12 protein-coding genes are annotated in these 11,965 nt (G+C 52.3%); all 12 read right to left on the bottom strand.

Translation table 11 applies throughout. The features are described 5' to 3' along the window. Window position 1: 1 nt before the first annotated feature. Window positions 2–1,375, bottom strand: coding sequence for a formylmethanofuran dehydrogenase subunit B (locus ACYUBO_RS09360; protein WP_460373853.1), 1,374 nt, complete (start codon window positions 1,373–1,375; stop codon window positions 2–4). 2 nt (window positions 1,376–1,377) lie between these two features. After that, window positions 1,378–1,791 (bottom strand): molybdopterin dinucleotide binding domain-containing protein, encoded by a 414-nt coding sequence (locus ACYUBO_RS09355; RefSeq protein ID WP_460373851.1) that lies wholly within the window; start codon window positions 1,789–1,791, stop codon window positions 1,378–1,380. 14 nt (window positions 1,792–1,805) lie between these two features. Further along, window positions 1,806–2,228 carry a hydrogenase iron-sulfur subunit gene (locus ACYUBO_RS09350; protein ID WP_300329092.1) on the bottom strand — a complete coding sequence of 141 codons (423 nt, stop codon included), beginning with the start codon at window positions 2,226–2,228 and terminating at the stop codon, window positions 1,806–1,808. Further along, a complete protein-coding gene (locus tag ACYUBO_RS09345; RefSeq protein ID WP_300329089.1) occupies window positions 2,229–4,250 on the bottom strand; it encodes a CoB--CoM heterodisulfide reductase iron-sulfur subunit A family protein in 2,022 nt (673 codons plus the stop codon). An 8-nt stretch (window positions 4,251–4,258) separates the two neighbouring features. Next, window positions 4,259–5,176: a CoB--CoM heterodisulfide reductase subunit B gene (gene hdrB, locus ACYUBO_RS09340; RefSeq protein WP_300329086.1), complete on the bottom strand. Its 918-nt coding sequence runs from the start codon at window positions 5,174–5,176 to the stop codon at window positions 4,259–4,261. Beyond that, the gene (gene hdrC, locus ACYUBO_RS09335; RefSeq protein ID WP_460373846.1) at window positions 5,176–5,757 is read right to left on the bottom strand and encodes a CoB--CoM heterodisulfide reductase subunit C; all 582 of its coding nucleotides are present in this window, start codon (window positions 5,755–5,757) and stop codon (window positions 5,176–5,178) included. The genes hdrB and hdrC overlap by 1 nt, the downstream gene beginning before the upstream one ends. A 10-nt stretch (window positions 5,758–5,767) precedes the next feature. Continuing rightward, window positions 5,768–6,943 carry a 4Fe-4S binding protein gene (locus ACYUBO_RS09330; RefSeq protein ID WP_460374779.1) on the bottom strand — a complete coding sequence of 392 codons (1,176 nt, stop codon included), beginning with the start codon at window positions 6,941–6,943 and terminating at the stop codon, window positions 5,768–5,770. A gap of 32 nt (window positions 6,944–6,975) precedes the next feature. Beyond that, window positions 6,976–7,257, bottom strand: a complete 282-nt coding sequence (locus ACYUBO_RS09325) for a 4Fe-4S binding protein (protein WP_460373844.1) — start codon at window positions 7,255–7,257, stop codon at window positions 6,976–6,978. 446 nt (window positions 7,258–7,703) lie between these two features. Further along, the gene (locus ACYUBO_RS09320) at window positions 7,704–8,504 is read right to left on the bottom strand and encodes a formylmethanofuran dehydrogenase subunit C (protein WP_460373849.1); all 801 of its coding nucleotides are present in this window, start codon (window positions 8,502–8,504) and stop codon (window positions 7,704–7,706) included. Between the two features lie 13 nt (window positions 8,505–8,517). Then, complete coding sequence (locus tag ACYUBO_RS09315) at window positions 8,518–10,227, bottom strand: formylmethanofuran dehydrogenase subunit A (protein WP_460371510.1); 1,710 nt, start codon at window positions 10,225–10,227, stop codon at window positions 8,518–8,520. A gap of 6 nt (window positions 10,228–10,233) precedes the next feature. Continuing rightward, complete coding sequence (locus ACYUBO_RS09310; protein WP_460371508.1) at window positions 10,234–11,547, bottom strand: formylmethanofuran dehydrogenase subunit B; 1,314 nt, start codon at window positions 11,545–11,547, stop codon at window positions 10,234–10,236. A gap of 9 nt (window positions 11,548–11,556) precedes the next feature. Next, window positions 11,557–11,958, bottom strand: a complete 402-nt coding sequence (locus tag ACYUBO_RS09305; RefSeq protein WP_300329095.1) for a molybdopterin dinucleotide binding domain-containing protein — start codon at window positions 11,956–11,958, stop codon at window positions 11,557–11,559. Window positions 11,959–11,965 lie beyond the last annotated feature (7 nt).

The raw sequence follows: 11,965 nt of genomic DNA, 5'->3' as shown, positions 1-11,965 counted from the left end.
TTTACTGCTCCGCATTGGTTGCTGCCTTCGCATGATCTTTTGCAAGGAGCCAGATTGGTTCGGTCTCGGTGAGTTCGCACATCCGTTCATAGACTCTGTCGAACAGTTCTTCATCGCTTGGAACTCCCTCGGGTCCGTCAACGACCTTCTTGAACTGGATTGGAACGTTATCCATCCGGTAGACAACTCCTGGCTCTTCTACCCCGACAACCCGGACAGGGATATGAAGATCAGAGATCTCACTTGCCATGCAGATGTTCGGATCGACGGTGATAAACGGATGCTTCTTCAGCTGCTCGACGGCTCGAATCGGGAAATGTGCTCCTGCATCTGTTCCGACATTCACAAAGCAGTCTACCTCCCCTCTCATTGCAAGGTCAATCGAACTTGTCTCACCCGGATTCATGTGTGCATGGGTTCCCTTGGAGAGATCGATACAATATGGGAAGCCAAACTGCCATGACCATACCTGGCCGGGTCCTGCAATGTTGTAATGTCCACGCATTGCCATAATCGAGGCCTTTGTATGGGCATTCAGGTCACGGGTCAGGCTGATTGCAATATCGACATTATGATTTCTCCCATCGGTATGGGTACATCCCATCCCGAAGAAGATCATGACAAAACGGGCGTTTTTCATGACTTTGGCCGCATCCACAATTCTTTTCTTTGGGATTCCGGCAACTTCATCAGGAATGTCATGTCCGCGGATTACGGTCCTGAACGCATCAAAGAGATCATAATCATGACCCTGCTTCACCATCAGATGGTGGTCAGCCAGTTTGGCCGTATCAGTCTCCCTTGGATCCACGCTGATGATGGTACGGGTCATCTGGCCCTTTGCAGTAAACGTTCCCCTTGGGAAGATTGAATATCTGGAGGTGTGGCGCGGGTGGGCATGCATCGGATTGCAGCCCCAGAATACGACCACATCAGCCCTGTTCTTCGCTTCTCCGAGTGTACAGCTTGGATAGCCGTTGTCGAAGATGGCAAGGAACGAAGGTCCATGGCAGATCGAGGCACAGTTGTCAAGGACCGCCCCTCCTTTTTCTGCAACACGCGCAACTGCACTCATACCCTCGCAGTTTGTCGATCCAAAGCCGTAAATGAGAGGTTTCTTCGCAGCGAGCAGTGTCTTTGCGGTATAATCGATGGCTTCATCATATGAAACCTCCTTCATACTGCCATCAGGCTGCCTCATTCTGGGCAGCTTCGGACGGCTGGGGCTTTGGGCATGGTGGAAGATTTCATTTCCAATTGCACACGCATTTCGGGTTTCAAGGACTTTCTTTCCGTCATCAGAGACAAGAACTTCTAGGTCATCACAGGATGCCCCACAATAAGGGCATCCGACCTGGGTGATCCATTTTGGCATAGTTAATTACCTCCTTTCCAGAGCCCGACAGCCCCCTGAACAAGTTCGAGAGCCGTCTTCACTCTTTCATTGATTGCGGGTTCGATTGTCACTGGAAAGCCGCTGTACTGTGGTGTTCCGGTTGACTGGGTTCGGGGGGGTACTACCTGATTTGCCCATACTCCCTGTCGGATATGTGCAAGTCCGGGAGGGCAGAACTGCGTCGGTTCAATTGCCGTCACAATGACTTCTCCCACCTCGCTCTTCACAAGGACATTGGTATTTTTCCATATGCCGAGTTTCTTCATATCCTCAGGATTCATCTCAACAATCGAACAGGCCTTGAAATATTCTGGAGTGGTCTTCCCTTTTTCCATGGCCACTCCCTCTTCAATGGATCGCTGTGTGATCATATTCAGCACGATCTTTTTCGTCATATTTCACCCTCCCTCTACTGCCGAAACTCCTTCAGCGGGCTTGGTCCGAGTTCTGTTACTGTCTTGACGACATCTTCGACGACTTTTGCCCACTTTGCACCCTCAGATGCAGAGACAAATGTCATTCTGAACCTCTTGTCTTCGATACCCATGTTCTTGAGGACACTCTTTATGAGGAACATCCTCTTTGCCGCCTTGAAGTTCCCTTCAAGGTAGTGGCAGTCACCGAAGTGGCATCCTGAAACGAGCACACCATCTGCACCGTTTGCAAACGCCTTCATGATGAAGAGGGTATCGACACGCCCGGTACACATGACCCTTATCGTCCTGATATCGGGTGGGTATTGTGTCCTTGCACTTCCTGCGAGGTCTGCTCCTGCATAGGAACACCAGTTGCAGATGATGCCGAGAATCTTTGGTTTCCATTCATCAGTCATTTACTGCTCACCTCCGAGGAGGAACGCATCAATCTGTGCAACAATCTGTGGTGTAGCAAAATGCTGCATCCAGATAGCACCACCGGGGCAGAACCCTCCGCAGGTCCCGCATCCCTTGCATTTCGCTTCTGTGACCTGCATCACGGTTCGTCCGTTCTTCTCGACGAGATCAAGTGCCGAGTATGGGCAGAGGTTCACACACATCCCGCATCCCGCACATTTCTCTTCAATGCACATGGCAAAGTATGGTTCGAGCTCGACCTCTCCGACATGAATCGGAATCGATGCTGCTGCTGCTGCCCCTTCTGCCTGTGCCACGGTATCTGGGATATCCTTTGGTCCCTGGCAGACACCTGCGAGGAATACGCCTGCTGTGGTTGTTCCACAGGGGTTCAGCTTCGGGTGAGCCTCGAGGAGCCATCCGTCCATGGACTGTGACACACCGAAGAGGTGGCGTACATGGTTTGTCTCTTCCGTTGGCTGGACCGCAGATGCCAGTACAACCATATCGAGTTCGATATCGACCGGCTGGCCAAGCAGCGTGTCTTCAGTGAGAACATGTGGGTTCTTCGTGATTGGATCCTCTTCGATCTTGGCCACACGTCCCCGTATGAACTTCGCTCCCTCATCCTGGATACGGTAATAGAACTCCTCGTACATCTTTCCAAACGATCGGATATCCATGTAGAAGAGATACGACTGTGATCCGGGAATCTTCTCATGCAGCTGATGTGCATGTTTCAGCGAATACATACAGCAGAACCTGCTGCAATATGGCTTGCCGATCCCGGTGTTGTCACGTGACCCTGCACAGAGGACAAACCCGATCTTCTTTGGTGTCTCTCCATCGCTCGGCCGTATCACCTTGCCGCCGGTTGGTCCGGACGCACAGATGAGCCGCTCGAATTCGAGTGAAGTGATGACGTTATCATACCGTTTGTATCCCCACTCGGTCTTCTTCTCGACCGGGAAGAGTTCGTATCCGACTGCAAGCACAGCGGTACCGACCTTGACGGTGACAAACTCGTCTTCCTGTTCGAGATCGATCGCCTTCTTCTCGCCGCATGCCTCGACACAGAGTCCGCATTTCACACAGGAATCGAAATCAACTGTGTAGATAAGAGGCACAACCTGTGGGTGATAGATATAGATCGCCTTTCTGGGCGCCATCCCCATCTCGAACGGATTCGGCTTGATAACAGGACAGACCTGTTCACAATCTCCGCACCCGTTGCATCCTCCGCCGACGATTCCTCGTGTTTCAGCCTCGGTCGGTGTGAGGACACCTCGTGCCTTCTTTCTGAGTGTGATATCGAAGTTGCCGATGTACCCCTCGACCTTCTCGACCTCGGTATAGGTCATCAGCTCGATGTTTGGGTGCCTGCCGACATCCACCATCTTGGGTGTCAGGATACACTGTGAACAGTCGAGTGTCGGGAACGTCTTGTCGAGTTGTGACATCCTGCCGCCGATTGTGGGTGCCTTCTCGATGAGATAGGTCTTGATGCCCGAGCTTGCAAGATCGAGTGCTGCCTGGATACCACCGACACCTGCGCCGACAACCATTGCGGAATGCTCGACCGGTACCGACTTTGGGAACAGGTCTTCAAGGAGCGATGCCTTGGCCACCGCCATTTTGAGTGCATCCTTTGCCTTATCCGTTGCTCCCTGTCGGTCATGCATGTGGACCCATGAGTTCTGTTCGCGGATGTTTGCCATCTCGAACCTGAACGGGTTCAGTCCACCCTCTTTTGATGCGGTACGGAACGTCGGTTCGTGCAGCCGTGGTGAACATGCCGCAACGACAATCCCGGTGAGGCCATGTTCTTTGATCGCATCTTCGATCTTCTTCTGGCCGGGTGTCGAACACATGTACTGGTATTCGTCTGCCAAAACGACATTTGGAATCGTCTGTGCAAAATCCTGCAGTTCCTTGATATCAATGGAACCAGCGATGTTGGTACCACAGTGGCAGATATACACACCGACTCTGGGTTTTTGTGATTTTGTTTCATCAACCATAGTACACCTCACCGGAGTTTGTTCAGGAAAGGTTCACAGGAGATCCCATGGAGATCAAGTGCAAGATCCTGCGGGCTCATCCCCTGTGCAAGGCCGAGCAGTTCGTTGTAGTGGAGAACAGGAATTGCCCACTCGACACCGAACTTCTCCCCGATCTCGATCTGGCCACGGTCAAACTGAAGCTGGCAGAACGGGCAGACCTCGGTTATTGCGTCGGCTCCGACCTCGCTCATGTTGATCAGCTTCTCGTTTGTGATGTCAAGTGCATGTGCAATATCATATCCACGCACACCGCCACCGGCACCACAGCACTGCATCTTGTTGCGGTACTGCACCGGTTCTGCACCCAGTGCAGCAACAAGCTCCTCCATCCACATCGGGTTCTCGGTATCGCCGACACCTTCCGCTTCAAACTCACGCTCTTTGCGTGGCTTGAGCAGGTGGCATCCATAATGGACGGCAATCTTCACTCCTTTGAGTGGTGTTGTGATACTGTCTGCGAGCTTTGCCACGCCACAGATCTTCTCATCATAATAGATCTCGGCAAGGTGGCGGACATTGATCGTTCCCTTGAACTCCATGTCGATCTCTTTTAAGACTTCGTTAACGTCATCCCTGAGTTCGTCATGGTGTTTGAGCTTGTGGTTCACTTCCCAGATTGACTTGTAACAGCCATTGCAGATGAGTGCGATATCGGTATTCATCTGCTCGGCAAGGACAAGGTTGCGTGCAGCCATTGCGTACCATACTTTGAGATCGATCGAGCCAAACGCTCCTGGTGCCGGACAGCATGATGCGCCCTTCAGTGGGAGGAGTTCGATCCCGAGATTTCTGCTTGTTTTAATGGCTGCGGACTCGATACCGGGATACCGGTTCGGTGCGATACACCCGAGGAAAAATGCGTATTGGTGTGTCTTTCCTGACATTACTGACCCTCCGCCAGAATCTCATCAGCTTTATCTTTCAGGCCGTAGTGGTCGAGAATCTTCTGGATGCCCGGTATAAACTCAGCATATTTTGCTGTTGTTTCCGGCTCGGCTTCAAGTCCGAGTCTGACACGTGCCGCACGGTTCACATCGTTATTGGGGACACCATGTCCCGTCTTGTAAATGAACTGGACGGTGTTTAAGAAGTTCCGTGGCACAATCTCGCGTTTGAATGCCAGATTTCTCATTGCCATGATAATATCGGTCGGTGCGATATCCCGTGGACACCGGTCGGTGCACGAATAACAGGTGGTGCAGAGCCAGAGATCCGGGTCGGTAAGCGCATCGTTCTCGAGCCCGAGCACTGCCCGCCGGACAAACTTCCTGATCCGGTATGAGCTTCTCGGTGCCGAGGGGCATGACCCTGTACAGGTGCCGCACTGGTAGCACATGTGGGCAATCGTCATCCCTATCTTTTCGACATTCTTGAGGAAATCGGGGGATGCATCGTCTGTGCGGTAATACCGGTCTGCCAGACGGACAGACAGGTTTTCATCGGAGTAACCCTTTGCTTTTGCCATAATGAAAACCTCACGCAGTCTCCATTCTTTTCAGCTGAACTTCTCCGGCCTTGCTCTGGTCTTCCCGAACCTGGGAAGTCCGTGGAGTCAGGAGCTTCGCTTTGATCGTCTTGAACAGGTCGGTCTCTTTTCCTTTGACCCGGATGCCGGTCCTCTTCAGGACAATAATATCCTCGCCGGGGCAGGCATTGACACAGGCGCCACAGAGCATGCAGAAATCCTTGTTCACTGCAATGACCGGTTCAAGTTCGCGTTTCAGATCCTTTGCGGGCTTGGGTGTCGGCAGATAGATCGCATTACAGGGGCAGACCTCGACACAGGTTGAACACCCGGATGGGCATTTCTCTGCATTGAAGGTGATATCTCCCTCGAAGATCTTCTCAACAGTGATCGCCTCTTCCGGACAGTTCTTTGAACACCAGGTACAGGTACAGCAGTCTTCCGAGACAATGGTGACCTTGCCGGGGAGTTTCTTTGACTCGACTGTCCTTTCGACGGTGATTGCCTCTTCCGGACATGCCTCGACACAGACCTTGCATGCATCACAGAGATCCTCATTCCAGACAACCTCGCCATCGACGGTTCCGGTTTCTGCCGTGAATGGTTTGTGCTCGACATCGATTGCGGGGCAGAGTGCACCACAGATGCCACAGAGATTGCACTTCTCTTCATCAACCACAAACTCGGTCTTTGCAGTGAGTGCATTCTGCCTCAGAAGCCCTTCGTCATCTGCTCCTTCAAATAATGGAACATCACGGTCGATCGCTTCTCTGGGACAGACCTCGTCACAGATAGTACACCGGACACATTTCTCTTCGTCGATCTCGGTGACCATATCATACTCAGGGAACCCTTCCTTCTCAAGAATAGGGAGTTTCTCTTCGCCGTCGATCTCCAGTTTCAGCGCATTGAACGGGCACATAATGACGCATACGCCACAGTACGAGCATTTCTCCGCCTCGATGCTAACAGGTGCATCAATGCCGGTTGAAACTGCTCCTCGGCGAATGGCTCCGACCAGTCCCAGAGAGATTGCCTCTTCCGGACAGGCTTCGACACATATGCCGCATCCCGTGCAGGTTTCGCTGTCTAAGATCAGGTGGTTGGTCTGCTTCAGGAGTCTCTGCTCCATTACGACCTTTACACCTTCTCTTGTCCTGGAGAATTTTGGAAACAAATTGCTCATAGCCATTGATGAATCCCTCTCTTCTCCTCCATTTAGTGGTGAGCTCCGACACCCTCAACAGGTGCACGGTTCGTCTCCCACGGTCCTACCAGTCGAATGACATTGTAAGGACATGCCTCAACGCACACGCCGCATCCGGCGCAGAGCTCGTTATTGACGTCAAGTACAATTGCCTTTCCGTCCCGGACACTGTAGATCTTGTCGTTTGTGACAGGATCAACTGTGTACAGCTCCAATGCGTTTACCGGGCATGCAACAACACAATTGTTACAACCAGTACAACGCTCCAAATTGATATGCATTGCAAACGCCATGCTATCAGCACCAGCCTTTCTATCGATTTTAATCGATTACTGATCATGTTGTGGGATAATACAGATAAATCTTCGTGATCAATTTAGGATATAAGTTAACTATATCTAATTAACTAATTTGAGCTCAAAATCTCTATTTGGAGGCTAATATTGGTTAAATGATGGCTGTATTAAGCCTGAATCCAAAAATGTTAATGGTGTAAAGTTATTATTTCATATGACTGTATGGTTAATTATTAATATTTGATAAAATGTACCGTCACTATTCTGTAAAAGGATTGATTAAATTAATTTAATGGGCTTTTTGCCGAATTTAAATTTTTATTGTTTCATAAATATCGATGTCCTCCAGTTCTCGCGAATTGTGTGGACAAAGAGGGCAGTGATTATAATCCCCAAAATGAGTGATTTTATCGTGGAAAAGTAAAAAAATTGGGTGTAATTATTTATTTCTTGATATAGATCTTGCCGTAGATCATCTTGCCCTTGGACTTTGGGTGCCGTTCGCCAGTGTCGCCGATGTACTCCGCGAACGTTGCTTTGACTCCCTCAACCTCAAGCTCGACATCACCGACAAAGTTAAAGCCTGGCATCATGACATCGACGGATCCGAAGAGATAGATCTCTCCCCGAACCATCTGTCCGCCAAGGCGGCTCTTGGCATTGCCTTTGATGACAGTTTTTCCGCCATCTGCGTGGGTCATGACATGGACATCGACATTGCCGTCGACGACGATCTCTCCGCCCATCATGTAATAGCCGATGTCAGACCCTGCATTGCCTTTGACGTGAATCCTGCCACCCTGCATGCCTCTCCAGTCGCCGCGGTATGCGGCGGCGAGGTAGTTGCCTGCATTGCCTTCAACAAGGATCTCTCCGCCTTTCATGGCGGTTGCGGCAAAGTGACCGATAGTGCCTTTTGCCGTGATCTTTCCGCCGGTCATCCAGGCACCGACATACATGTCGGCATTGCCGTTGATGACCACTTCACCGGCACTCATGTGTGCGCCGATGTACTTCACCTTGGTGAGATCGCCGTTCACAACGACTTTCGTCTCTGCTGCGGTTGCTCCACCGCTTCCGGTGACAGTAAAGTAATCTCCGACCTTGCAGGTTGTGTTTCCCATTGCAAGGGGAAGTGCAGCGATATCATCGGCCTTCTTGCCCGCAAGTGCATCGGGGTTGAACATCTCAGCCTCAAGGTACAGCGGGGGTTGTTCTTTGATGGTTAATGTTACAGTATCCATTTCTCCACCCACCTCAGACAGTAGCATCGATCTCAAAGACGAACGGGTTTGGCACATAGTGGTGTGCATACACCTCGTAGTTCTTCTGGGAGACCGTGTAGAACTTGTTGAACTTCAGGGCGATATCACGCTCGACCTGCGTGTTCTCATTCGTCTTCACATCCACCCAGAGCGTTCTCTTGTTCCCGTTGGAAACGATCTCGCCGTCATTGATGATCAGCTCGCCCTGCTTGAAGAGGAACGCAGCCTTACCAAATGCCGTCTCGATTGCTTCGGGATCAGACGCAGTCTCGGGGTTGTAATCGTAGACCGCGACATCGCCGCAGAGGCCGGGTGTCAGTGACCCATACATATGGGAGAGACCCAGTGCCTTTGCCGTTCCTGCACGGGTCATCATCGCGATCTCATACAGCGAGAGTTCGCGATCCATCGTGCTCAGGCCGGTTCTGTCACGAACCTTGTCCTCGTTCTTCATCCCGGCAAACATCTCGTCACGGGCCTTTGCGCTCATCAGCCATTTCATCACGCGGGGATACCGGGTGAAGGGACCTGCATTCGGATGATCAGTTGTCATGTGGTATCGCATGTGATCCTTTGCAAGGAGCGCGATCTCAAGACCGATTGCCCACTGGATACCGCAGACAAAGACATCGGGGCTGTACACATATGGCACAACACCGGAGCCCGTCTCGAGCTCGACATCGACATTTGCCCATTTCAGGTGGTTCAGTTCACAGAGATGGTGTTCGAACGGACCGTCGGCGGTCATCGTCGTCGTCTCATCCAGTGTTACAAACCCGATATCACAGGTGATGTTCTTCTGGGAATTGACGTAATCCGCGATCTTGTCGGCACGGGACTCGAAATCGCCCCAGGTGGTGCCGCCATACGAGTGGAACTGGATATGGGTATGGTGGAGCACCTGTTCACGGCCAAAGTTGTTCTTCGCCGAAATCCCCTCGGCAAGCTTCAGGGTATCAAGGGTGGTCTCGTAATTCCCGGGGTTGCCGAGATTGTTGCTGTGCACATGCATGCTGTGCGGCAGCCTGAGGTATTCGTTTGCCTCGATTAACCCTTTCACAATCTCAGCAGGAGTGATATCGAAGTAGGGTACCGGGTCATGGACACTTGTACAGTTCAGACCCCAGCCCCAGGCTTCGGTACCGCCGGGGTTGACGCATTTAATCGCAAAACCCTTCGTCATCCGAAGCAGCCATGCGATATATGCCGCAGTGTTCTCGGCTTCGCCGTTTTTGAGGTATTCAAGGACAAACCAGTTGTTCCCAAACACCGGGTACGCACCCTGGTCGATGATCGGGGTATCCCGCATCTCTTCATGGGTATGTTTTGCATAGAACGGGGGCATCGCCGCTTCCATGACGGTGGTATACCCCATATCCGCATACTTGTACCCGGTCTTGAAGACGGTCGGTACCGAGAACCCGCCGGACATCCGCTTGACGCCCTTGCCGGGTTCATAGGTTGCCTGTCTCTTGTCTTCAGGACGGAAGTTCCGGCCGACATTCACCTTCGGTCCGGCAACATGGGCGTGGATATCCACGCCACCAGCCATCACGGTCTTCCCGGCAGCATCGATCACCTTTGCTGAAGCGCCGACACTCTCGACAATCTTGCCGTCTTTGATGGCGATATCTTTCTTGTCTCCGTTGATTCCCAGGACCGGGTCGAAGACAAAACCGTTTTTGATAAGGTATTCTGCCATTGTGGTCTACACTCCCTTGCATTTCCTGACTTCAGCGAGCACCATCTCGAGGAACTCCTGGTCGGTGAGCATGCCTTCCGGCGGATCAACAACCTTCCTCGACTCGATCGGGACATTGTCCATACGATAACAGCAGCCGCCAACCTCGACACCGACAAAGGCGACCGGGACATGGAGTTTGCAGACCGCGGTCGTCGGGGTGAGGTGGGGGTCGATTGCAACTGAGGGCAGCTCTGAAATCTTCTTCACCGAGCTGATCGGGAAGTGTGCGCCGGGATCTGAGCCGAGCACAAAGACCGCGTCAACCTCGTCTCTCATCAGCAGATCATTTGAACTGGTCTCGCCAGGGTTATACCGGGCAATACCGCGTGACAGATCAACACAGAACGGGAACCCGTACTGCCAGCCGAGCACTTCGCCGGAGCCGGTAACATTGTAGTGGCCCCGCATCGGCATGATGGCGGCTTTTGTGTAGTCGTTTAAGTCACGGGTGACTGCGATCGCGATATCGATGTTGTGGTTCTTGCCAAGTGACTGTGTTACACCCATCCCGAAGTAGATGATCACAAACCGGCCGCTCTTTAAGAGATCGGCTGCTTCGTAGATCTGGTCTTTTGGGATGCCTGCAACAACATCGGGCAGTTTCTCGCCACGGAACGCGACCCGGAGTGCCGAGAGGAGTTCGTAATCGCGGCCCTGCTCAAGCTGGAGATGGACATCGGCAAGCGATGCGGTATCGGTCTTCCTCGGGTCGATAACAACAACTTTCCTGCTCTTTGACCCTTTCCCGGTGAAGAATCCACGGGGATAGACCGAGTATCTCGACATGTGCCGGGGGTGGGCGTGTGCCGGGTTGCATCCCCAGAAGACGACACGGTCGGCACGGTTCATTGCCTCGCCGAGGGTGCATGAGGGGATCCCGACATCCTGGACGGCGATGAGCGAACTGCCGTGGCAGACGGTTGCGGTGTTGTCGACGATACCGCCGACAGCTTCTGCAACCGAATGGCCGACACTCTGCGCTTCGCAGGAGGTCGATGACCATCCATACATCAGGGGTTTCTTCGCTTCACAGAGGATCTTTGCGGTATATTTTGCCGCTTCCTCATAGGAGACCTCTTTGGTGGTTCCATCTTCCTGCATCATCCGGGGCCGGGTGATCCGGTCCTCGGCCTGCGAGTGGAGGAACTTCTCTGCACCGATTGCGCAGGCATGATAGACCTCGAGGATCTTCTTGCCGTCGTCACTCAGCTCGACTTCAAGGTCGTCACAGAGTGTCCCGCAGAAGGGGCATATTACATCTGATACGATATTTGCCATAGACTTTCCTCACACCTTGAGTCCGCATGCCCTGCGGACAAGTTCCTGGGAGTCATAGATCGGCTCGTTGATTGCTACTTCGACTTCAATAGGGACTCCCTTAAATGTCGGCATACCCATTGAGTAGGTATTTGGGTCAATGACCATGTTTGCCCAGGGTCCCATCGGAATGTAGGCAAGGCCAGGGTGCGGACCCTGGGTTGCCTCGACAGCCTTCACGATGACAGTTCCAAATTCGCTTGTAACGCGGACATTGGTGTTCTTCCAGACGTTCAGCTTCTTCATGTCGGAGGGATCCATCTCGATGATGCCGCATGCCTTTGTGTAGGCTTTCTTCTCTTTGCCGCCTTCCATCGAGACGCCCTGCTGAATGGTTCGTCCGGTGATAAGGTTCAGTGAAATCTTGGTCACGCTTACT

The organism is Methanocalculus sp. MC3 (assembly GCF_054767395.1).
Note: the sequence above shows the minus strand (reverse complement) of the source record. Positions and strands in the feature narration are given on the sequence as shown.

Bases quoted from the DNA above. Each gene is read 5' to 3' on its own strand.
- hdrB (WP_300329086.1), bottom strand. From the start codon at position 5,176: ATGTCAGGAAAGACACACCAATACGCATTTTTCCTCGGGTGTATCGCA.
- ACYUBO_RS09310 (WP_460371508.1), bottom strand. From the start codon at position 11,547: ATGGCAAATATCGTATCAGATGTAATATGCCCCTTCTGCGGGACACTC.
- hdrC (WP_460373846.1), bottom strand. From the start codon at position 5,757: ATGGCAAAAGCAAAGGGTTACTCCGATGAAAACCTGTCTGTCCGTCTG.
- ACYUBO_RS09325 (WP_460373844.1), bottom strand. From the start codon at position 7,257: ATGGCGTTTGCAATGCATATCAATTTGGAGCGTTGTACTGGTTGTAAC.
- ACYUBO_RS09330 (WP_460374779.1), bottom strand. From the start codon at position 6,943: ATGAGCAATTTGTTTCCAAAATTCTCCAGGACAAGAGAAGGTGTAAAG.
- ACYUBO_RS09360 (WP_460373853.1), bottom strand. From the start codon at position 1,375: ATGCCAAAATGGATCACCCAGGTCGGATGCCCTTATTGTGGGGCATCC.
- ACYUBO_RS09355 (WP_460373851.1), bottom strand. From the start codon at position 1,791: ATGACGAAAAAGATCGTGCTGAATATGATCACACAGCGATCCATTGAA.
- ACYUBO_RS09315 (WP_460371510.1), bottom strand. From the start codon at position 10,227: ATGGCAGAATACCTTATCAAAAACGGTTTTGTCTTCGACCCGGTCCTG.
- ACYUBO_RS09320 (WP_460373849.1), bottom strand. From the start codon at position 8,504: ATGGATACTGTAACATTAACCATCAAAGAACAACCCCCGCTGTACCTT.
- ACYUBO_RS09345 (WP_300329089.1), bottom strand. From the start codon at position 4,250: ATGGTTGATGAAACAAAATCACAAAAACCCAGAGTCGGTGTGTATATC.
- ACYUBO_RS09350 (WP_300329092.1), bottom strand. From the start codon at position 2,228: ATGACTGATGAATGGAAACCAAAGATTCTCGGCATCATCTGCAACTGG.